Below are 21726 nucleotides of genomic sequence, written 5' to 3'. Positions count from 1 at the left end.
GCGCGGCGGCGCTGCCCTCGCGGAGACCAAGACGGCGGAGCCGATGGTGCGGGTGGAGGACGTGCACCGCTCATACGGCTCCGGGGCGGCGGCCGTGCATGCGCTGCGGGGAGTCTCCTTCGAGATCCCGCGCGGTGAGCTGGTCGCCCTCAAGGGAAGATCCGGTTCGGGGAAGACGACCCTGCTCAATCTCGTCGGCGGACTGGACTTCCCCGACGCGGGGCGGGTCACCGTGGACGGCACCGATCTGGCCGGCCTCGGCGAGAACGGGCTGCTGGAGCTGCGCCGTGACCGGGTCGGCTTCATCTTCCAGTCCTTCGGGCTGATCCCGATTCTCACCGCCGCCGAGAATGTCGGTGTGCCGATGCGGCTGCGCCGGACCCCGCCGCGCGAGCGGGACGAACGCGTCGAGCTGCTGCTCTCCCTGGTCGGGCTGGCCGACCAGGCCGCACAGCGGCCCGGCGAGATGTCCGGCGGCCAGCAGCAGCGGGTCGCCATCGCACGCGCGCTGGCCAACCGTCCGGCGCTGCTGATCGCCGATGAGCCGACGGGCCAGCTCGACGCGGAGACCGGTCTGGCGGTGATGGAGCTGCTGCGCGCGGTGGTGCGCGCCGAGGGGGTCACGGCGCTGGTGGCCACGCACGACGCCCAGCTGCTGGGTCTCGCCGACCGGGTCCTGGAACTGAGCGACGGCGAGATCGCCGAGCGCTGAGGGCGGGGGCCGGCCCCGCTCTCCGTGCCCGGGAGGGGGCGGGGCGGCGCATCAGAGTTGCGTCAAATAGACCGCTCTCGCCCACCCCGGGCCCGATTTGCCGGAATCCGTGGCCGTATGGTCGTGGCAGCACGACCAGCAGTTTCGGGAAGACAATGAGGCCATGGGACGCGGCAAGCTACGGATCTATCTCGGCGCGGCGCCGGGCGTCGGCAAGACGTACGCCATGCTCTCGGAGGCGCATCGCCGGGTGGAGCGCGGCACGGACTGTGTCGTGGCCTTCGTCGAGCACCACGACCGGCCGCGCACCGAGGTGATGCTGCACGGCCTGGAGCAGATCCACCGCCGTGAGCTGGAGTACCGGGATTCGATCTTCACCGAGATGGACGTCGACGCGGTGCTGGAGCGCCGCCCCGCGGTCGCGCTGGTGGACGAGCTGGCGCACACCAATGTGCCCGGTTCGCGGAACGCCAAGCGGTGGCAGGACGTCGAGGAGCTGCTGGCCGCCGGGATCGATGTGATCTCGACCGTCAACATCCAGCACTTCGAGTCGCTGGGCGATGTCGTCGAATCGATAACCGGGGTGCGGCAGCGGGAGACCGTGCCCGATGAGATGGTGCGCCGGGCCGATCAGATAGAGCTTGTCGACATGTCTCCGCAGGCGCTGCGGAGACGGATGGCGCACGGCAACATCTACAAGTCCGACAAGGTGGACGCGGCCCTCTCCAACTACTTCCGGCCGGGGAATCTGACCGCGCTGCGCGAGCTGGCGCTGCTCTGGGTGGCCGACCGGGTCGACGAGTATCTCCAGCAGTACCGGGGCGAGCACAACATCCGCTCCACCTGGCAGGCCCGGGAGCGGATCGTCGTCGGGCTGACCGGCGGTCCCGAGGGCCGCACCCTGATACGGCGGGCCGCGCGGATGGCGGCCAAGGGGTCGGGCAGCGAGATCCTCGCCGTCTACATCGCCCGCAGCGACGGGCTGACCTCGGCCTCGCCCAAGGAGCTGGCGGTTCAGCGGACCCTGGTCGAGGATCTGGGCGGCACCTTCCACCATGTGATCGGCGATGACATCCCGGCCTCGCTGCTCGATTTCGCGCGGGGGGTCAACGGCACCCAGATCGTGCTCGGCTCCAGCCGCCGCAAGGCATGGCAGTACATCTTCGGCCCCGGTGTCGGAGCGACCGTCGCCCGGGACTCCGGGCCCGATCTCGATGTCCACATCGTCACCCATGACGAGGCGGGCAAGGGGCGCGGGCTGCCGGTGGCGCGGGGGGCGCGGCTCGGCCGGACCCGGATCATCGCGGGCTGGCTGGTCGGGGTCGTCGCGCCGGTGCTGCTCTCGCTGCTGCTCACGGCGGTGGACGACAGCCTCGGCCTCGCCAATGACGTACTGCTCTTCCTCTTCCTGACGGTGCTCTCGGCGCTGCTCGGCGGTCTGCTGCCGGCGCTCGCCTCGGCGGCCGTCGGGTCCCTGCTGCTGAATTTCTACTTCACTCCGCCGGTACGGACGCTGACCGTGTACGACCCGAAGAACATCGTCGCCATAGTGATCTTCTTCGCGGTGGCGGTCGCGGTGGCCTCCGTGGTGGATCTGGCGGCCCGCCGCACCCATCAGGCGGCCCGGCTGCGGGCCGAGTCGGAGGTGCTGTCCTTCCTGGCCGGCAGTGTGCTGCGGGGCGAGACCTCGCTGGAGGCGCTGCTGGAGCGGGTCCGGGAGACCTTCGCGATGGAGTCGGTGGCGCTGCTGGAGCGCGCCAGCGAGGTGGAGCCGTGGACACCCGCGGGGAGTGTGGGCCCGCGCTCAGTGGTGCGGCCCGAGGACGCCGACGTGGACATGCCCGTCAGCGACAACATGGCCCTCGCCCTCTCCGGGCGGGTGCTGCCCGCCGAGGACCGGCGGGTGCTGGCCGCCTTCGCGGCGCAGGCAGCCGTCGTACTGGACCGGCAGCGGCTGGTCGGGGAGGCGGAGGACGCCCGGCGGATGGCCGAGGGCAACCGGATCCGTACCGCGCTGCTCGCGGCCGTCAGCCATGATCTGCGCACCCCGCTGGCGGCGATCAAGGCCGCCGTCTCCTCGCTGCGCTCCGATGACGTGGCCTGGTCGGACGAGGACGAGGCGGAGCTGCTGGAGGGGATCGAGGACGGCGCCGACCGGCTGGATCATCTGGTGGGCAATCTGCTCGACATGTCCCGGCTCCAGACCGGCACGGTCACCCCGCTGATCCGGGTGACCGATCTGGACGAGGTGGTGCCGATGGCACTGGTCTCGGTGCCGCCGGAGAGCGTGGAGCTGGACATCCCGGAGTCGCTGCCGATGGTCGCGGTGGACCGGGGACTCCTGGAACGGGCGGTCGCCAACATCGTCGAGAACGCGGTGAAGTACAGCCCGGACGGGATACCGGTGACGGTGGCCGCGAGCGCGCTGGGCGACCGGGTGGAGGTGCGGGTCGCGGACCGGGGCCCCGGGGTCCCGGACGACGGGAAGGACCGGATCTTCGAGCCGTTCCAGCGGTACGGGGACGCGCCGCGGGGTGCCGGGGTGGGGCTCGGGCTGGCGGTGGCGCGCGGTTTCACCGAGGCGATGGGCGGCACTCTCTCGGCCGAGGACACTCCCGGCGGGGGTATGACGATGGTGCTCACGCTGCGGGCGGCGCCGGGTCTCGAACCCGTCTCGCCGGATCTTCCCGCGCGGGTCACCTCGTGAACCCGGTGAGCCCCGCGAACCCCGCGAACCCGGTGACCGGCGGGGCGGGGACCGGCACAGGTATCGGCATCGGCTCGGGAACGGGCTCGACGACAGTGACAGCGCAGAAAGGCAGGCCCGCATGACCAGGGTGCTCGTGGTCGACGACGAGCCGCAGATCGTCCGCGCCCTCGTGATCAATCTCAAGGCGCGGAAGTACGAGGTCGACGCGGCCCCCGACGGCGCGACCGCGCTCCAGCTCGCCGCCGCCCGGCACCCCGATGTGGTCGTGCTCGACCTCGGTCTGCCGGACATGGACGGCGTGGAGGTGATCCGGGGGCTGCGGGGCTGGACCAGGGTGCCGATTCTGGTGCTCTCCGCGCGCCAGACCTCCGACGAGAAGGTGGAGGCGCTGGACGCCGGCGCCGACGACTATGTCACCAAGCCCTTCGGGATGGACGAGCTGCTGGCCCGGCTGCGGGCCGCGGTCCGCAGGGCCGAGCCCGTGGGCGGCGGTGACGACGATGTGGTGATCGTCGAGACGGCGGGGTTCACCGTCGATCTGGCGGCGAAGAAGGTGCACCGCGAGGGCCGCGATGTGCGGCTCACCCCGACCGAGTGGCATCTGCTGGAGGTCCTGGTGCGCAACACGGGACGGCTGGTCAGCCAGAAGCAGCTGCTCCAGGAGGTGTGGGGGCCGTCGTACGGGACGGAGACCAACTACCTCCGGGTCTACATGGCGCAGCTGCGGCGGAAGCTGGAGGCCGACCCCTCGCACCCGAGGCACTTCGTCACCGAGCCGGGCATGGGGTACCGCTTCGAGCGCTCCTGACTCCCCCGGCGACCGCCCCGGGAAGGCTCCCGGGGCATACGGTCCGCGACACCGTTCGACCAGGGGAAGTGTCGGCGATGGCCGGTACGCTTGCTGCATGAGCGCCACACCCCGCACCGGGAAGACCTCCGGGAGCGAAACCGACCCCGGCCACGGCCCCCGGACCCCGTCCGGGCACGGTCCGGCGAGCGCCGGCGGGGCGCCCGCCAAGCCCGCCGGGCGCTTCCGCCGCATGCTCGACCGGCTCTCCAGCTCCCAGCAGGATCTGGAGTCCGAGGAGCTGCGGGAGGACTCCCAGGCGTCGGGGTGCACCCGCATCGCCGAGTGCGGTGACCGGCAGATAGTGAGAGTGACTGGTACGTTGCGCACGGTCACCTTCCGTCCCCGTGCCGGTGTGCCCGCTCTGGAGGCGGAGCTCTTCGACGGCAGTGCCCCGCTGGATGTCGTATGGCTCGGCCGGCGCTCCATCGTGGGCATCGAGCCGGGCCGCAGGCTCATAGCCTCCGGCAGAATCTCCATGAGCCACGGCCGACGTGTGCTGTTCAACCCCAAATACGAACTCCGACCGCTCGGACAGGAGTAGCCGGTGACGTCCCTCGACAAGCCGACCACCACGACGAACACCAATGACCAGCCGGAACCGGACGACAGCGCGCAGTCCCGCCCCGCCGCCCCGGACGACTCCAGGGCCGTGACGGAGGCGGCGCTGTTCGAGGCGTTCGGCGGCGTGCGCGGCACCGTGGAGACGGTCCTGCCCGGACTGCTGTTCGTCACGATCTACACCATCAACAAGGACCTGCACATCTCGGCCATCGCCGCGCTGGCGGTCTCGCTCGCGCTGGTCGCCGTCCGGCTCATCCGCAAGGACACCGTGAAGCACGCCTTCAGCGGGGTCTTCGGGGTGGCCTTCGGTGTGGTCTTCGCGATGATGACCGGCAATGCGAAGGACTTCTATCTGCCGGGGATGCTCTACACGCTCGGTCTGGCGCTGGCGTACATCATCACCACCATCGCGGGCGTGCCGCTGATCGGGCTGATCCTGGGCCCGGTCTTCAAGGAGAACCTCTCCTGGCGCACCCGGAACCCCGGCCGGAAGAAGGCGTACGCCAAGGCCAGCTGGGCCTGGGGGCTGATTCTGCTCACCAAGTGCGCGATCCTCTTCCCGCTGTACTGGTGGGCGGACACCACCCAGCTCGGCTGGGTCCTGGTGGCGCTGAAGATTCCGCCGTTCCTGCTGGCGGTCTATCTGACCTGGCTCTTCCTGGCGAAGGCGCCGCCGCCGATCGATGTCTTCGCGGAGATGGAGGAGCAGGACCGCCTGAAGGAGGAGCGCAAGGCGGCCGCCTCGGCCGCCGGGCAGCCCGAGGCGTAGCTCCCGGGCGGCGTCGCGCGGTCGCGGTACGAGTCCCGCGCTCGCCTCCCGGTGTGTGCGAAGGGCGCGCCGACGGCCCCGGCCACAGCCCCGTCATGATGACGGGCTCGTGGCCGGGGCCGTCGGCGTTTCGCCACGGGGACGGCGTGTCCGGCGGGCGAGTCGCACCCGTGGAGCGAGGGGCGGCCGCCGGACGGCGAGGGCTCGGGACTCCCGGCCGCCGGAGCCGGACTCGGACGGGGCGGGGCAGCACCTCGCGGCCGGGCGTGTCCGGGGGCCGGGCGGAAACCGCCGTCCGGCCCGCGTCCGCGGAGCGCCGGGCCGGGACCACCGCACGGCAGCCCGTACGCCGGAGAAATCGTCCGGCCCCGCTCCGCCGGGCTGGTGAGGGGCCGGGCGGGGCGATCAGCCGGTGAGCCGGTCGCGGCAGCGCGTCACGGCGAGATCCGCGCCGGACCGGCGATCACCGCGCCGCGGGGGCCGGCGGTCGCGCCGGGGGTGACGGTACGGCCGTCCCCCGGGCCGCCAGGGTGATCCCGCCGAGTTCACCGGGCTCCGTCGTGACACAGCTCACGGCCACCCGCGGAACCCCTCCCGCGGCTTTTCCCTCCGGGCTCCGGCGGGTCCCGACCGGCGTGGTCACGATCTGGTGAAGTCCCGCCGGAGGGCGTTCTCCTGACTCCGTGTGCTCTGAAAGCATCCTGGTGAAAGGGCTTTCGGGGGATGTACGGGGATCAGGGGGCAGTCGGTGGCGGGGTTTCTGTTTCGCCGTGCCCGGGGGCACCGGGCGCTGCTCGCCGCGGTGCTCTTCGCGGTGCTGCTGACCACGTCCGTCCTCGCCACCCTGGCCGCCTTCGCCGACTCCGTCGGGGACGCCGGTCTGCGGCAGGCGCTGCGCGGCCGGGAGAGCTCGGCCGCCGCGCTGCTGGTCACCGCGGAGAACAGCGGGGCCGACCGGGCGGACACCGGCCGGGACGTACGGCGCGGGGCGGAGCGGGCCTTCGACGGTCTGCCGGTCACCCTGCGGCCGTTCGACAGCTCGGGGCCGTACGCGCTGCCGCGTGAGCCGCGCGCGGAGCGCGGCGGCGAACCCGACCTCACCACCCTCGCGGTGCTGGACCGTTCCCGGGTCCGGCTGACGGCGGGTGCGTGGCCCGGTGCCGGCGGCGCGGCGGGCACGCCGACCGGGGTCGCCGTGCCGGAGGCCGCCGCCGAGCGGCTGGGACTGAAACCCGGGCCGCGCGTGCTGAAGCTCACCGACCGGATGGGCGGACCGCCCGTACGGATCAGGGTCACCGGTGTCTACCGGCCCGCCGACCGGAGCGACGCCTACTGGCAGCTGGACGAGCTGGGCGGGCGCGGGGTGCGGCAGGACTCCTTCACCACCTACGGGCCGCTGATCACCGATGCCGCCGCCCTCGGGTCGGGCCGGATCAGCCGGGGTGCCCAGGCGTGGCTGGCCACCGCCGACTTCGGCTCGCTGCGGGCCGAGCGGATCGGCGACCTCCGGGCCGCCGCGAAGAAGAGCCAGCAGCTGCTCTCCGCCCAGCCCTCGCTGGGCAGCGGGGTGATCGCCAGGACATCGCTGCCCGGCGCCCTCGACCAGCTGGAGCGGGCGCTGCTGGTCTCCCGTGCGACGCTGCTGATCGTCGCCCTCCAGCTCGTGCTGCTCTCCGCGTACGCCCTGCTGCTGGTCTCCCGGCTGCTGACCACCGAGCGCGAGAGCGAGACGCGGGTCCTGCTGGCGCGGGGCGCCTCCCGGGGCCGGATCGCCGGGCTCGCCGCGCTGGAGGCGCTGCTGCTCGCGGTGCCCGCCGCCGTGCTCGCGCCGCTGCTGGCGGGGCCGCTGACCCGGCTGCTGGCCGGGCAGGGGCTGCTGGCCAGGATCGGGGTGGATCTGGACGGTGCCGGCGGGCCCACTCCGCTGATCCGGCTGATCGGCGCCCTGGTGGCGCTGGCCTGCGCGGTGGCCGTGGTGCTTCCGGCGCTCACCGCCGCCCGTGCGCCGCGCGGCCGGGAGCGCTCGCTGCCCGCGCCGCTGCGCGCCGGGGCGGATCTGGCGCTGCTGGCCGTCGCCGGGGTGGCGTACTGGCAGCTGGAACAGCGCACTTCGGGCAGCGGGCCGCTGAGCACGGACCGGGACGGGCGGCTGGGCATCGATCCGCTGCTGGTGGTGGCGCCCGCGCTGGCGCTGCTCGCCGGTACGGTGCTCACGCTGCGGCTGCTGCCGCCCGCCGCCCGGCTCGCGGAGCGGCGGGCCTCGCGGGGGCGCGGTCTGACGGCCCCGCTGGCGGGGTGGCAGCTCAGCCGGCGCCCGCTGCGCGGCGCCGGCCCGGTGCTGCTGCTGGTGCTTTCGGTGGCGATGGGCATGCTGGCGATCGGACAGGGCGCGTCCTGGGAGCGTTCCCAGGACGACCAGGCGGATTTCCGTTCCGGTGCGCCGGTGCGGGTGATCGGTGGCGGATCTGTTCAGCAGCTGGGCAGGGGCGGGGTTTACGACAAGCTGCCCGGGGTCGCGGCGACGGTGCCGGTCGCCCGTACCGGACTTCCGCTCTCCGGCGGCCGGCAGGCGGCCGTGCTGGCGGTGGACTCCGCCGCCGCCGAGGGACGGCTGCGGGTGCGGGCCGATCTGGCCGGCACCGGGGTCGACCCGGAGCGCCCGCTGTCGGCGCTGCGGCCGGCGACGGCCGCGCGGGCCGGGATCGTACTGCCCGACCACACCGACCGGCTGATTCTCGATGTGACGCTGGGCACCGCCGGGGGCGGTGCGTACCGGCCCAAGGCGGACGACCGGCCCGATCTCTCCTCGACGGAGGCGGCGGTGACGGTGGAGGACCGTTTCGGCGTCCCCTACCGGCTGCCGCTCGGCACGCTCCGCCCGGACGGGAAGCGGCATGCGCTGACGCTGGATCTCGCCGAGGCCGCGGACGCCCCGACGGGCCGGCCGGCCGGACCGCTGGCCCTGACCGGGGTGGAGTTCGACGAGGCGGGCTTCCCTGGCCGGGTCGTGCCGAAGCGGTTCGCGGTCGGCGCGGTGCGGGCCGTGGTCGCGGGCGGCGGCGCGCGGGCGGTTCCGGTACCGGCGGATCTGGTCTGGGAGGGGGCGGCGACCCCCAGTGTCGAGCCCAGTGCGGCGGACGGCCGGGAGGCCGCCCCGGCGGTGACCCGGGTGACGTCCGCCCCCGGGGCCGCGGTGACGGCGGCCTTCCACACGGGTACCGCGATGGACGACGGCTGGGGCCCCGAGCGCACGGTGAGTGTGCGCCTCTCGGCGAAACGGGCGGCCCCCGCGGTGCCGGCCGCGCTGGTGAGCGAGCGGTTCCTGGAGTCCACCGCCGCGAAGGCGGGTTCGCTGATCGACCTTCAGATGCCCGGCGGTGCCGTGAAGGTGCGGATCGCCGGTGTGCTGCGGAGCGTTCCGACCACCGGGACGGCGGCGGCTTCCGCCGGTCCCGGCCGGGCGCCCGCCGACGGCGGTGCGCTCCTGCTCGATCTGCGCTCGGTCAACCGGGTCCTCGCGACCCGGCCGGACGCCGCGCTCCCGCCCTCCGAGTGGTGGCTGTACACCGCGCCCGGCGGGGCCGCCGATGTGGCCGCCTCGCTGCGGGAGCGGCCGGAGCTGGATCCGGGGCAGGTGGAGGTGCGCGACGAGCTCGCCGCCGAGCTGCACGGCGATCCGCTGGGCGCCGGTCCGCAGTCGGCGCTCTTCGCGGCGGTGGCGGCGGCGGCCGCGCTGGCCGCGGTCGGCTTCGCGGTCTCCACGGCCGGGGCGCTGCGGCAGCGGGCGGCGGAGTTCGCCGTACTGCGGGCGATCGGCGCGCCCCGGCGGCAGCTCGCCCGGCTGGTCGCGGTCGAACAGACCATGCTCATCGGGCTGGCGCTGCTGATCGGAACGGTTCTGGGCGCCCTGCTGACCCGGGCCGTCGTACCGCTGATCGTGCTGACGGGACAGGCCACCCGGCCCGTGCCGGAGGTGCTGGTCCAGCTGCCCATGGGTGAGGTGGCGGTGCTGCTCGCGGCCGTCGCCGCCGTACCCGTACTGATCGTGACGGTGCTCGCCCTGCGACGCGGTGAATCCGTGACGGCGCTGCGCGCCCGGGGAGGCGAGTGAGATGACCCGACGGACGGGAGAGACACCGATGGCGCGGCGGAGCGGCGAGTGCGCGGCACCATGCCTGCCGATCGCGGCCGCGGGGAGGGGAGCGCTGTGAGGGCGGTCGCCCCCTGGGTGCGCACCCGGCTGCGCACCGCGCCCCTGGCGGCGGTCGCGCTCGCGCTGCTGGTCGCGGTCACCTCCTTCCTCGCCTCGGTGTATCCGCGCGCGGTCGACGCGCAGGAGAGCGAGGGTCTGACCCATGCGCTGCGCACCACTCCGCCGGACGAGCGGGGGCTGAGGTTCTCCGTCGCCCCGGCCGAGTTCGAGACGCCGGAGGAACGTGCCCGGCTGCTCCGTCCCGCCCGGCTGCGGGAGATGAACCGCACCCTGCTCGCCGGGCTGCCGGAGCCGCTGCGCGCCGACACCCGCCAGGCGGACTTCGGTGCGCGCACCACGGTGCCGGTGCCGGCGAGCAGTGAGTGGCTACCCCTGCTGGAGGGCGGGATGCCGCAGTTCACGCTCACCGCCCGGTCCGGACTGGCCGAGCACAGCACGCTCCGCTCGGGGCGGCTGCCGAAGGCCGGGCCGACCGCGCCGGGCGCCCGGCTGGTGGAGGGCGCGGTCACCGCGCGGACCGCCGCCGATCTGAACATCACGGTGGGTGCGACGGTCTCGCTGCCGCGCGAGGGCACCGAGGGCCCGCTCGGGGTCAGGATCACCGGCATCGTGGAGCCGGCCGGCCCCGGCCGCGCGTACTGGGCGGCCGAGCCCGTACTGCGTGCTCCGGCGAAGGTGTACGAGGGCACTCCGCCCGCGCCGCACTGGCACGGCGGGCTGTTCCTGGCGCCGGAGGCGGCGCCCGCGCTGCTGTCGCTGATGACGGAGACCGAGGCGTACTGGCGGATTCCGCTGGATCCGGCGGGGCTGCGGATCGGCGATCTCCCCCGGCTGAAGGCGGCCATCGCCTCGGTGGACGGCGGCCCGGCCGGGGCCGCGCTGCGGTCATCGGTCGATTCGGCGCTGGTGATCGAGACCGGTGTGGACTCGGTGCTGATCCGGTACGACGAGACCCGCACCGCGATCGGCGCGGTGACCGCCGTCGCCGGATTCGGCGCGGCCGCCGTCGCGGTGATCGTGCTGCTGATGGCCGGCGGCCTGGCGACGATCCGGCGGCGGACCGAGCTGACGCTGCTGCGCGCCCGGGGCGGCTCCGTCGCGGGTCTCGCCGGCAGGCTGCTGGCGGAGACGGCGGTGGTGGCGCTGCCCGCCGCGGCCGGCGGCTGGGCGCTGGCCCGGGCCGTCGTCCCCGAGGGGCGGCCGCTGCCGTCGCTGTCGGCCGCCGGCGCGGTGGCGCTGGTCGCCTGCGCGGTGCTGCCGCTGCGGGTGGTGTTCACCCACCGGAGGCTCCGGACGGGCGGCGAGCGCGACGACGCCGTACGGGCCAGGCCCTCGCGCCGGCGCACCGTGGCCGAGGTGACGGTGCTGGCCCTGGCGGTGGCGGCGGTGGAGACCCTGCGCCGGCGCGGTACGGCCGAGGGCGGTGCCGATGAACTGGTCAGTGCCGCTCCGGTGCTGGTCGCCGTGGTCGCCGCGCTGGTCCTGGCACGGCTGTATCCGCTGCCGCTGCGGCTGGCCGCGCTGCCGATGGCGCGGCGGCGGGGCGCGATCGGTTTTCTGTCGCTGGCGCGGGCCGGCCGTTCCCCCGTTCCGGCCGGGCTGGTGCTGCTGGCGCTGATCGTGGCGCTGACGACGGCGGCGTTCGGCGGTTCGGTGCTGGCCGGGGTCTCGGACGCGCGCTCGGGGGCGTCGCTGGCGGCGGTCGGCGGTGACGCCCGGATCGAGGCGCGCGCCGAGGAGCTGCCCGCCGGGCTGGCCGAGCGGGTGCGGAAGGTGTCGGGGGTACGGGTGGTGGCTCCGGTGCGCCGTGAGTTCGACCTGAATCTGCGGGACGGCGATCAGACCGTGGTGACCATGCTGGCGGTCGACCCCGCCTCGTACGCCACGCTGTCGGAGCGTACCGGAATGGGCCGTTTCGGCACCGGGGAGCTGCGGAAACGCGGTGGTGTACTGCCCGCGCTGGTCTCTCCCGCGGTGGCCGAACGGCTGGGTTCCGGCCCGGTGACGGTCGCCGGCGAGGACGGGACCTTCACGGTGCGGGTGGCGGCGGTGAGCGAGTCGACGCCGGCCATGAACACCGGGAACTTCCTGGTGGTCGACGCCTCCGGGCTGCCCGCCGAGCGGGCTCCCTCGGCCCTTCTGGTGGACGGCCCGGGCACTTCGGGGCCCGAGCTGCGCGAGGCGGTCGGCGAGGCCGGCACAGTGCTGCTGCGCTCCGCCGTGCGGGACCGGTTCGTGGAGTCGCCGCTTCAGGACGGCGCGGAGCGGATCTATACGGCGGCGGTGGCGGCGAGCGCCGGATTCGCGGTGCTCGCGATCCTGCTGTCGCTGCTCCAGGCCGCGCCCGAGCGCTCCGCGCTGCTGGCCCGGCTGCGGACCATGGGTCTGACCCGGCGTCAGGGCAGGCGGCTGCTCGTCCTGGAGAGCCTGCCGCAGGTGCTGCTCGCGGCGGCCGGCGGTGCGCTGGTGGGGTGGGCGGCGATCGCGCTGCTCTCCCCAGGCGTCGATCTGGGCCGGCTGGCGCTGGCGAGCCAGGAGGGTGTGGCCTCGCTCGGTGCTCCGCGGCTGCGGGCCGAGTCCTGGAGTCTGCTGCTGCCCGCGCTCGCCGTGGTGGTGATCGCGGCGTCGGTCGCCGGTGCGCAGGCGTGGCTGGCCACCCGGCGTACCGCAACTACTGAGCTGAGGGTGGGAGACGCGCGATGACGGACACCGCTGATCTGCGGGAGCTGGAGCGCCGGGCGGCCGCCCGGCGGGAGAGCCCCGCGTACGGTCATGACGCACTGATCACCTGCGACCGGCTGGTGCGGATCTTCACCGCCGACGGGGTGGAGGTGCAGGCTCTCCAGGGGCTGGATCTGCTGGTCCGGGAGGGTGAGCTGATGGCTCTGGTGGGGGCGTCGGGCAGCGGCAAGTCGACCCTGATGAACATCCTGGCCGGGCTGGACGAGCCGACGGCGGGCGCGGCGAAGGTCGCCGGGCACGATCTGCTGACGATGGGTGCCCGGGAGCGGCTGCGGTACCGGCGCGAGGCGGTCGGCTTCGTCTGGCAGCAGACGGCGCGCAATCTGCTGCCGTATCTGACGGCGATTCAGAATGTGGCGCTGCCGATGCAGTTGCGGGGCCGCGCGGCCGGCGGCCGGCGGCAGCGGGCGGAGCGGGCCGAGTCGCTACTGAGGATATTGGAGGTCGGCGAGTGCCGGGACCGGCGTCCGCATCAGATGTCCGGGGGGCAGCAGCAGCGGGTGGCGATCGCGGTGGCGCTGGCGAACGAGCCGTCGGTGCTGCTGGCGGACGAGCCGACGGGTGAGCTGGACTCGCACACGGCCGAGCAGATCTTCGAGGCGTTCCGCACCGCGAACAAGGAGCTGGGGACGACGATCGTGATCGTCACCCATGACCAGGCGGTGGCGAGCGAGGTCCGCCGTACGGTCGCGATCCGCGACGGGCGCACCTCGACGGAGATCCTGCGGCGCACGGAGGTCGACACGGCGACCGGCCAGGAGTCGGTGGTGGCGCGGGAGTACGCGATGCTCGACCGCGCGGGCCGGCTCCAGCTGCCGGCGGAGTACGCCAGGGCGCTGGGGATGCGGGACCGGGTGATGCTGGAGCTGGAGCCGGATCACATCCAGGTCTGGCCGGACGCGCCGGAGGGGCCGGAGGGGCCCTGACGGGTGCCGCGGCGGGGGCTCTCCCCGACCCGCTGTCGGGCACCGGAGGGCTCAGCCGGGTACGGCGCCGGAGGGCTCAGAGCTCCCAGTCGGTCTCGTAGAACACCACGCGTTCGTCCCGCCCGGCCGGCCGCATCCCCGCCGCGGCCATGACGCGCTGGGAGGCGGTGTTGTCGTGGTCGGCGTCGCCCTTGACCCGGCTGATGCCCTGCTCCCGGGCGGATGCCAGCAGGGCCCGCAGGGCCTCGGCCGCGTATCCGTGCCCCCGGGCGGACGGGACGAGGCCGTAGCCGACGGTGACACTGCCGTCCGCCTCCCCGGGCCCGTGGAAGCCGACGCCGCCGATCGCGAGGCCGTCCTCCCGGCGGCGTATCTCGTACACCCCGGGGTGCCGGCACGCGTCGCCGCCCGCCCGGGCCATGAGCAGTCCCCGGGCGGCCCTGATGTCCCCCGCGTCGGGATAGCCGGGTGCCCAGTGGGCAGCCGCGACCGGCCCGCCCGCCACCAGGGTCCGTGCCTCGGCGGCGGTGAGGGGATGGAGGATGAGCCGTGCCGTCACCAGATCGTTCATGGACGAGGTGACTATCACGGACGGCGGCCGGCCCGCATCCGAAATGGCCGGGTCGGGGCACGGCTGCGGGGCGGGGCACGGCGCCCCGCCCCGCACTCCGGCGCTACTGCTCGCGGCGGACCGAGAGCAGCTCCTCCAGCTGTTCCTCACGGGCCTGCGCGGCGACGAAGAGCAGTTCGTCGCCGTCCTCCAGGGTCTCCTCCGGGCTCGGGGTGAGCACCCGCGAGCCGCGGATGATCGTGACCAGGGAGGTGTCCTGCGGCCAGTCCACATCGCCGACCTGGGTGCCCCCGAGACCGGACTCCGGCGGCAGGGTCAGCTCGACCAGATTGGCGTCTCCGTGGCTGAACCGGAGCAGCCGCACCAGATCGCCGACGCTGACCGCCTCCTCCACCAGCGCGGACATCAGCCGCGGGGTGGAGACGGCGACATCGACCCCCCAGGACTCATTGAAGAGCCATTCATTCTTGGGGTTGTTGACCCGGGCGACCACCCGGGGCACCGCGTACTCGGTCTTGGCGAGCAGCGAGACGACCAGATTCACCTTGTCGTCACCGGTGGCCGCGATCACCACATGGCAGCGCTGGAGCGCCGCCTCGTCGAGCGAGGTGATCTCGCAGGCGTCCGCCAGCAGCCACTCGGCCTGCGGCACCCGCTCCACCGAGATCGCCGTCGGCGCCTTGTCGACCAGCAGGACCTCGTGTCCGTTCTCCAACAGTTCACCCGCGATGGAACGGCCCACCGCGCCGGCGCCCGCAATAGCGACCCGCATCAGTGACCGCCCTCCTCGGGGCCCTCGGCGAAGACCGCCTCGACCTTCTCGATCTCATCCGTACGCATCATCACATGCACCAGGTCGCCCTCCTGGAGGACGGTCTGCGAGGTGGGCAGCACCGCCTCGCCCAGCCGGGTGAGGAAGGCGACCCGGACCCCCGTCTCCTCCTGGAGCCTGCTGATCTTCTCCCCTATCCACGCGGGCGAGGTGTGGACCTCGGCCAGCTGGACCGCACCGCTCGGATCGCGCCACAGCGGCTCCGCACCGGACGGCAGCAGCCGCCGGAGCATCTGATCCGCCGTCCAGCGGACCGTGGCGACGGTCGGAATGCCCAGGCGCTGATACACCTCGGCGCGGCGCGGGTCGTAGATACGGGCCGCGACATTCTCGATGTTGAACATCTCGCGGGCCACCCGGGCGGCGATGATGTTGGAATTGTCCCCGCTGCTCACGGCGGCGAAGGCACCCGCGTCCTCGATGCCCGCCTCGCGCAGGGTGTCCTGGTCGAATCCGACACCGGTGACCCTGCGGCCCCCGAATCCGGAGCCCAGCCGGCGGAAGGCCGTGGGGTCCTGGTCGATGACGGCGACCGTGTGCCCCTGCTGCTCCAGGGTCTGCGCGAGAGCGGCTCCCACTCGCCCGCATCCCATGATGACGATGTGCACGACCGTCCTTCCGGCTGCCACTGCCGCGGCATTTCTTTGCTCAGTATTTAACGGTGCTCTGGCTTAAAGGGTCTCAGACCTCGGCCAAAGCTACACATGCGCGGCGTGGACCGGACACCGGGTATGTGGGGAGCGAAGGATTCCGTGAGACAACGGGGGTGGTGGGTGGGCTCCGCCCATATCGAACGCTTACGATCCTCTCCGTGTCCAAACTGACCGACCTGCCCAAACGGATTCTCATCGGCAGGGCGCTGCGCAGTGACCGGCTGGGTGAAACGCTTCTCCCGAAGCGCATCGCACTGCCCGTCTTCGCCTCCGACCCGCTGTCCTCCGTGGCGTACGCGCCCGGAGAGGTCCTGCTGGTGCTCTCCATCGCGGGTGTGTCGGCTTACCACTTCAGCCCGTGGATCGCCCTGGCCGTCGTGGTCCTGATGTTCACGGTGGTGGCCTCCTACCGCCAGAATGTGCACGCCTATCCGAGCGGCGGGGGCGACTACGAGGTCGCCAACACCAATCTCGGCCCGCGCGCCGGGCTGACCGTGGCGAGCGCGCTGCTGGTCGACTACGTACTGACGGTGGCCGTCTCCATCTCCTCCGGCGTGGAGAACCTGGGTTCCGCGATCCCGTTCGTGGTCGAGAACAAGGTCCTGTGCGCGGTGGCGGTCATTGTGCTGCTGACACTGATGAATCTGCGCGGGGTGCGGGAATCCGGGAAGCTCTTCGCGATTCCGACGTATGTCTTTGTCACCAGTGTCTTCGTCATGATCGCCTGGGGTGCTTATCAAGGGTTCGTTCTGAATGACACCCTCAAGGCACCGACCGCGGATTTCGACATCAAGGCGGAGGAGCAGGGCCTCGCGGGCCTCGCGCTGGTCTTTCTGCTGCTGAGGGCCTTCTCATCGGGCTGCGCGGCGCTCACCGGTGTGGAGGCGATCAGCAACGGCGTGCCCGCCTTCCGCAAGCCCAAGTCGCGGAACGCGGCGACCACGCTGGCGCTGATGGGCGGGCTGGCGGTGACGATGTTCTGCGGCATCATCGGGCTGGCCCTGGCCTCCGATGTGAAGATGGCCGAGAACCCCGGGCACGATCTGCTCCGGGACGGTGTGCCGGTCGGCGACGACTACATCCAGGACCCGGTGATCTCCCAGGTGGCGGCTGCGGTCTTCGGGGACGGCACCTTCTTCTTCGTCCTGCTCGCGGCGGCCACCGCCCTGGTGCTGTTCCTGGCCGCGAACACCGCGTACAACGGCTTTCCGCTGCTCGGCTCGATACTGGCCCAGGACCGCTATCTCCCCCGCCAGCTGCACACCCGGGGCGACCGGCTCGCCTTCTCCAACGGAATCGTGCTGCTCTCCGGCGCCGCCGCGCTGCTGGTCGTCGCCTACGGCGCGGATTCCACCAAGCTGATCCAGCTCTACATCGTCGGCGTCTTCGTCTCCTTCACGCTCAGCCAGATCGGCATGGTCCGGCACTGGAACCGCCATCTGCTGACCGAGAAGAACCCCGCCAGGCGCCGCCGTATGCACCGCTCCCGGGCGATCAACAGCTTCGGGGCGTTCTTCACCGGGCTGGTGCTGGTGATCGTGCTGGCGACCAAATTCACCCACGGCGCGTGGGTGGCCCTGCTGGGCATGGTGTTCTTCTACGGTGTGATGAGCGCGGTGCGCCGCCACTACGACCGGGTCGCGGAGGAACTGGTGGCACCGGACACGCCGAGCGACGACAGTGTCCGGCCGTCGCGGGTGCACTCCATCGTGCTGGTCTCCAAGATCCACCGCCCGACGCTGCGGGCGCTGGCGTACGCCAAGCTGATGCGGGTCGACAAGCTGGAGGCGCTGTCGATCAATGTCGACCCCGCCGAGACCAAGGCGCTCCGCGAGGAGTGGCAGCGGCGCGGCATCAACGTCCCGCTGAAAATCCTGGACTCCCCCTACCGGGAAATCACCCGGCCGGTGATCGAGTACGTGAAGGGCCTGCGGCGGGAGAGCCCGCGCGATGTGGTCAGTGTGGTGATCCCCGAGTACGTGGTGGGGCACTGGTACGAACATCTGCTGCACAACCAGAGCGCACTGCGGCTGAAGGGCCGGCTGCTTTTCACACCGGGCGTGATGGTGACCTCGGTGCCGTACCAGCTGGTCTCCTCGGAGAAGGCCCGGAAGCGGGCCCGCAAGCGCCAGGACTGGAGCGCTCCCGGTGCGGTCCGGCGGGGCCTGGCGGGCGAGCGCCCCAAGGAGCCGACGGGCCGGGAGTAGGGGCCCCGCCCCCGGATCCGGTGCGGCGATCGTGACCCCGTCGGCCGCGTAGACTGGTGGGCTGCCCCTCCTTGCGGTCCTCCCGGGGCACTCCCGGGCCTCCCGGCGCACTGGACCCGCACCCGCTCCGCCCCGAACTTTTGGAGTCACCCCACCATGCAGAACGCTTCCGATTCATCGCTGGTCGGGGAGGAGTACGAGGTCGAGATCGGCCCCGTGGCGCATGGCGGGCACTGCATCGCCCGTACCGAGGACGGCCGGGTGCTGTTCGTCCGGCACACCCTGCCCGGCGAGAAGGTGATCGCCAGGGTCACCGACGGCGAGGCCGACTCCCGCTTCCTGCGGGCCGACGCGGTGGAGATCATCGAGCCCTCGAAGGACCGGGTCCCCGCCCCCTGCCCGTTCTCCGGCCCCGGCAAGTGCGGCGGCTGCGACTGGCAGCACGCCAAGCCGGGAGCCCAGCGGCGCTTCAAGGGCGAGGTGATCACCGAACAGCTCTCCCGCCTCGCGGGCCTCACCCCCGAGGAGGCGGGCTGGGACGGCACGGTCATGCCGGCCGAGGGCGACAAGCTCCCGCCCGGCGAGGTCCCGGCCTGGCGCACCCGGGTGCAGTACGCGGTCGACGCGGAGGGCCGCGCGGGGCTGCGCAAGCACCGCTCGCACGACATCGAGCCGGTCGACCACTGCATGATCGCCGCCCCCGGCGTCAGCGAGCTCGGCGTCGAGAAGCGCGTCTGGCCCCAGATGGCATCGGTCGAGGCGATCGCCGCCACCGGTTCCAGCGACCGCCAGGTCGTCCTCACCCCCGCCCCCGGCGGCAGGCTCCCTCTGGTCGAGCTGGACAAGCCGGTCTCGGTCCTGCGCGTCGACGAGCGCGACGGCGGGGTGCACCGGGTCCACGGCCGCGCCTTCGTCCGCGAGCGCGCCGACGGCCGCACCTACCGGGTCGGCAACGGCGGCTTCTGGCAGGTCCACCCGCAGGCCGCGGACACGCTGGTGAAGGCCGTGATGCAGGGCCTGATGCCGCGCAAGGGCGAGATGGCCCTCGATCTGTACTGCGGCGTCGGCCTGTTCGCGGGCGCGATCGCCGAACGCCTCGGCGAGACCGGAGCGGTCCTCGGCATCGAGTCCTCCAAGCGCGCGGTGGAGGACGCCCGCCACAACCTCCGCGACCTGGAGCGCGTCCGCGTCGAACAGGGCAAGGTCGAGCAGGTCCTGCCGCGCACCGGCATCACCGAGGCCGACCTGATCGTCCTGGACCCGCCCCGCGCGGGCGCCGGCAAGCAGACGGTCCAGCGCCTGGCGGCCCTGGGCGCCCGCCGCATCGCCTACGTGGCCTGCGACCCCGCGGCCCTGGCCCGTGACCTGAAGTACTTCGCCGAGGCGGGGTACCGGTCGCGCACGCTGCGCGCCTTCGACCTCTTTCCGATGACGCACCACGTGGAGTGCGTGGCGATTCTGGAGCCGGTGAAGAAGGACGCCTGACCTGCGATTTTGTCGATGCGCGTTATGTACGTTGTGGGCGTTACGGGCGATATCCTGACGCTGAAATGACGCTCGTGACGCTCTTTTGACGCTCGTTGATCATGGTCTGACGCCGTGCTGACCAGTGGTTTTCCGTTACTGAGCGTTGATGTCGGCGCTCGGAGAAATCTGTTGCGGGCGCCTCCCCTCTGCGATGGGCGGACAGCACATCGGCCCCTTCTTCCCGTCCTGGACGGGAAGAAGGGGCCAGTGCACGTTCTGTGCTCTGCACAGCGAGGGTGAGCGGGGCCTCAAAGCCGCTCCCGGGCTCCGAGCATGGTCCTGTGGGCGTCGGACTGGAGATGGGCTGGAGGGGGACTTCGCGGCGGCTCTTGGAGCTGTTGGGGTACTTCCTTGATGCCGCTCCTGGTATTGGCCTCGACGGCGAAGAGGCGGGAGCGGCGGCGGTCGATGCGGTGGTGGCGGAGTCCGGTGAGTTCGCCCCAGCGGAGCCCGGTGGGGTGTGCGCTCGGTACGATCGGGTGATCGCCGAGGACGCCGCACATCCTCCGCGTGCATGCACGACATCGTCGGCGAGTGCATGGCATTGCCGGTGTCGTGCTCAGCCTGACCTGAGCGCGCCTTGGAGTCAGCGGAGCGAGATCCTCGTGGTCTCAAGTGCCTCAGTCAGACTGGTGAAACTCACATATTTCGAGCAGGCGCCGCGCAGCTGCTTGTCTATCGGATCCCAGCAGAAAAATCCCCTGGAGGTCGAGGATATGAGTCCGTGAGCCACGACCCCACCAGACACCAAGTAGCTGTAGACAGGGCCGCCACTGTCGCCCTTGCCGGCAACATATTCCCAAGGAGATTCACCGGTGTCGATGGTCCAGTACCGCTTGTTCTGCACGTATTGCCAGCCGTACGACCCGGAAACCGGTACACCGCATCGCTCGCCGGTCAGCGCTCCGCTGAAGCAGACGTACTGGCCGTGGTAGGTATCCCGCCAGGTGCCGACAGTGAGCATCGGCTGTCCCCTCTCGCCGGCGGGCGAGCCCCCGACAATGTAGCCACCCGCCCTCTTGTTGCCTTCCACGCGAATGTAGGCCGTGTCATTGGATGCGTCAGCTGTCTCCAGCGTCCCCAGGGAACTGTCCCTGCCGTTTCTCCATATCTGGCCGGGTTGGGTGGTGCAGTGCTCGGCGGTGATGAGGTAATCGGTCCCCTTCTGCCTGTCGTAGGCGCCGAACCCGGCGGTGCACCTGCCACCATAAGTCGGCATAATCACCTGTCCGCCGTAGTGATAGCCGGTGCTCTCGCCGAGCCGTCGATCAAAAGCCGGGTTACTGGCGGGAGTTGCCTCGGTTGCGGATGTCAGGCTGACCGGTATTCCCCGCGTCAGGGATGCGGGCAGGGCGCCCGCGGTGTTCGGCTTGTCCGCGAACGTGCGCAGGGCCGCGCCGGAGGTGTTGACTCCGACGGTGAGTGAGTTCCCGTCCTTGCCGGGGGACACTCTGACGATCTTCGCTCCGTTGACGCGGCGGATCCCGGAGCCGGCGATCGCGTCCATGGCCCTCCGCAGCTCCTTGGCGCTGTAGCGGGCGGAGGTGACTTCCACGCTCAGCCCCCTCTTCCGGTGTGTCGCGATCGCCCGGGTGACGTCCTTGGGCGGCTGTCCCTTCCAGCGGAGGGCGTAGCCGTTCTTCTCCACCGAGATGTTCAGGCCGCTGTACCCACTGCGGCGGTCCCGCTTCGCCAGACCGCTGATCTCGTCCGCCGCTTCCAGGATCGGGGCCTGGCGTCTCATCAGAGATTTCCCGGCCGCGTTCCGGGATGCGGTCCTGGTGGCCTCCTCGGCTGTCGCGGACAGCGCTGCCCCGGTCGCGGGGGTGGCCCGGCCGTCCGCAGTGGCGGACGCGGGAACCAGCGGGAAGGCGAGTGCCGCTGCCACCCCGACCGCTGCCGCGGTCCTGAAAAGTTTCACCTGTTGTTCCTTTCGAGTCTGACGATGTTCATGCGCGGGGGGCGCACCGCTGACCGACGGAGTACGTCGAGGGCCCATGGCGTCAGGACACCCAATTACTCCATAAGCCACTGGAGTAGCGCTGCTTGTGCCACCAGCGGCCGTCTGTGCCCCTCACCGTGAGCTTGGGGGTCTCGGTGTTGTTGTTCGTCACATAGATGGGGCTGCGGACTGTGCCGCCCATGGACTTCCAACCACCGAACGCGCCGGGAAAGCCATGGTTCTCCCAGACTGCGTAGTCCAAGCCGACGATGAGGGCCTGGTCCTGACCGTTGGGGTAGTTGACCCACGAGACGCCGTATTCGCACTGGAAGGCACCCCCGAGCTGCGGGTGGGTGCAGTAGCTCTGGGCGGCGTGGGCGCGGGTGGCGCCGACGCCGGTCACGGTGGTTCCGGCGAGCGCCAGCGCCGTGACGGCGATCACGGCCCTGCGGGCAATGGTCACGTTCATATGATCTCCATGGATTGAAAGCGGCCCGGAAGGGCCGGGTGT

Annotated in this window: 15 protein-coding genes; 10 read left to right on the top strand and 5 right to left on the bottom strand. The window is 72.1% G+C overall.

Annotation, left to right across the window (positions count from 1 at the left end):
- Nucleotides 1-43 precede the first annotated feature (43 nt).
- The 8 genes from AAFN69_RS17560 to AAFN69_RS17525 all read left to right on the top strand — a co-directional run bounded on the left by AAFN69_RS17560 (nt 44) and on the right by AAFN69_RS17525 (nt 13483).
- Complete coding sequence (locus AAFN69_RS17560) at nt 44-712, top strand: ABC transporter ATP-binding protein (protein ID WP_347729587.1); 669 nt, start codon at nt 44-46, stop codon at nt 710-712.
- 163 nt (nt 713-875) lie between these two features.
- Entirely contained in the window at nt 876-3419 is a 2544-nt protein-coding gene (locus AAFN69_RS17555) for an ATP-binding protein (RefSeq protein WP_347729463.1), read from the top strand.
- Nucleotides 3420-3540: 121 nt separating this feature from the next.
- On the top strand, nt 3541-4230 hold the full coding sequence (locus AAFN69_RS17550) for a response regulator (RefSeq protein ID WP_347729461.1): 690 nt from the start codon (nt 3541-3543) through the stop codon (nt 4228-4230).
- A gap of 232 nt (nt 4231-4462) precedes the next feature.
- Nucleotides 4463-4813, top strand: a complete 351-nt coding sequence (locus tag AAFN69_RS17545) for an OB-fold nucleic acid binding domain-containing protein (RefSeq protein ID WP_347729586.1) — start codon at nt 4463-4465, stop codon at nt 4811-4813.
- Nucleotides 4814-4816: 3 nt separating this feature from the next.
- Complete coding sequence (locus tag AAFN69_RS17540) at nt 4817-5602, top strand: DUF3159 domain-containing protein (RefSeq protein WP_347729460.1); 786 nt, start codon at nt 4817-4819, stop codon at nt 5600-5602.
- Nucleotides 5603-6350: 748 nt separating this feature from the next.
- Nucleotides 6351-9713, top strand: coding sequence for an ABC transporter permease (locus AAFN69_RS17535; RefSeq protein WP_347729459.1), 3363 nt, complete (start codon nt 6351-6353; stop codon nt 9711-9713).
- Nucleotides 9714-9809: 96 nt separating this feature from the next.
- Nucleotides 9810-12518 carry an FtsX-like permease family protein gene (locus AAFN69_RS17530; RefSeq protein WP_347729457.1) on the top strand — a complete coding sequence of 903 codons (2709 nt, stop codon included), beginning with the start codon at nt 9810-9812 and terminating at the stop codon, nt 12516-12518.
- Entirely contained in the window at nt 12515-13483 is a 969-nt protein-coding gene (locus AAFN69_RS17525) for an ABC transporter ATP-binding protein (RefSeq protein WP_347729456.1), read from the top strand. The genes AAFN69_RS17530 and AAFN69_RS17525 overlap by 4 nt, the downstream gene beginning before the upstream one ends.
- 76 nt (nt 13484-13559) lie before the next feature.
- Here the strand turns inward: AAFN69_RS17525 and AAFN69_RS17520 are convergent, their stop codons facing one another.
- The 3 genes from AAFN69_RS17520 to AAFN69_RS17510 all read right to left on the bottom strand — a co-directional run bounded on the left by AAFN69_RS17520 (nt 13560) and on the right by AAFN69_RS17510 (nt 15494).
- Entirely contained in the window at nt 13560-14054 is a 495-nt protein-coding gene (locus AAFN69_RS17520) for a GNAT family N-acetyltransferase (protein ID WP_347729455.1), read from the bottom strand.
- A 103-nt stretch (nt 14055-14157) separates the two neighbouring features.
- Nucleotides 14158-14826, bottom strand: a complete 669-nt coding sequence (locus tag AAFN69_RS17515) for a TrkA family potassium uptake protein (protein ID WP_347729453.1) — start codon at nt 14824-14826, stop codon at nt 14158-14160.
- Complete coding sequence (locus AAFN69_RS17510; protein ID WP_347729585.1) at nt 14826-15494, bottom strand: TrkA family potassium uptake protein; 669 nt, start codon at nt 15492-15494, stop codon at nt 14826-14828. Before AAFN69_RS17510 ends, AAFN69_RS17515 begins: the two co-directional genes overlap by 1 nt.
- A gap of 203 nt (nt 15495-15697) precedes the next feature.
- Here AAFN69_RS17510 and AAFN69_RS17505 point away from each other — a divergent pair, with 203 nt between their 5' ends.
- The gene (locus AAFN69_RS17505) at nt 15698-17746 is read left to right on the top strand and encodes an APC family permease (protein ID WP_347729452.1); all 2049 of its coding nucleotides are present in this window, start codon (nt 15698-15700) and stop codon (nt 17744-17746) included.
- 156 nt (nt 17747-17902) lie between these two features.
- Complete coding sequence (locus AAFN69_RS17500) at nt 17903-19231, top strand: class I SAM-dependent RNA methyltransferase (protein WP_347729451.1); 1329 nt, start codon at nt 17903-17905, stop codon at nt 19229-19231.
- Nucleotides 19232-19859: 628 nt separating this feature from the next.
- Here the strand turns inward: AAFN69_RS17500 and AAFN69_RS17495 are convergent.
- The gene (locus AAFN69_RS17495) at nt 19860-21194 is read right to left on the bottom strand and encodes a hypothetical protein (protein ID WP_347729450.1); all 1335 of its coding nucleotides are present in this window, start codon (nt 21192-21194) and stop codon (nt 19860-19862) included.
- Nucleotides 21195-21276: 82 nt separating this feature from the next.
- Nucleotides 21277-21684, bottom strand: a complete 408-nt coding sequence (locus tag AAFN69_RS17490; RefSeq protein ID WP_347729449.1) for a hypothetical protein — start codon at nt 21682-21684, stop codon at nt 21277-21279.
- Nucleotides 21685-21726 lie beyond the last annotated feature (42 nt).

Source organism: Streptomyces sp. CAU 1734 (genome assembly GCF_039888735.1).
Classification (GTDB): Bacteria; Actinomycetota; Actinomycetes; order Streptomycetales; family Streptomycetaceae; genus Streptomyces.
The sequence above is the reverse complement of the archived record's forward strand: the minus strand, read 5'-3'. Positions and strand labels throughout refer to the sequence as shown.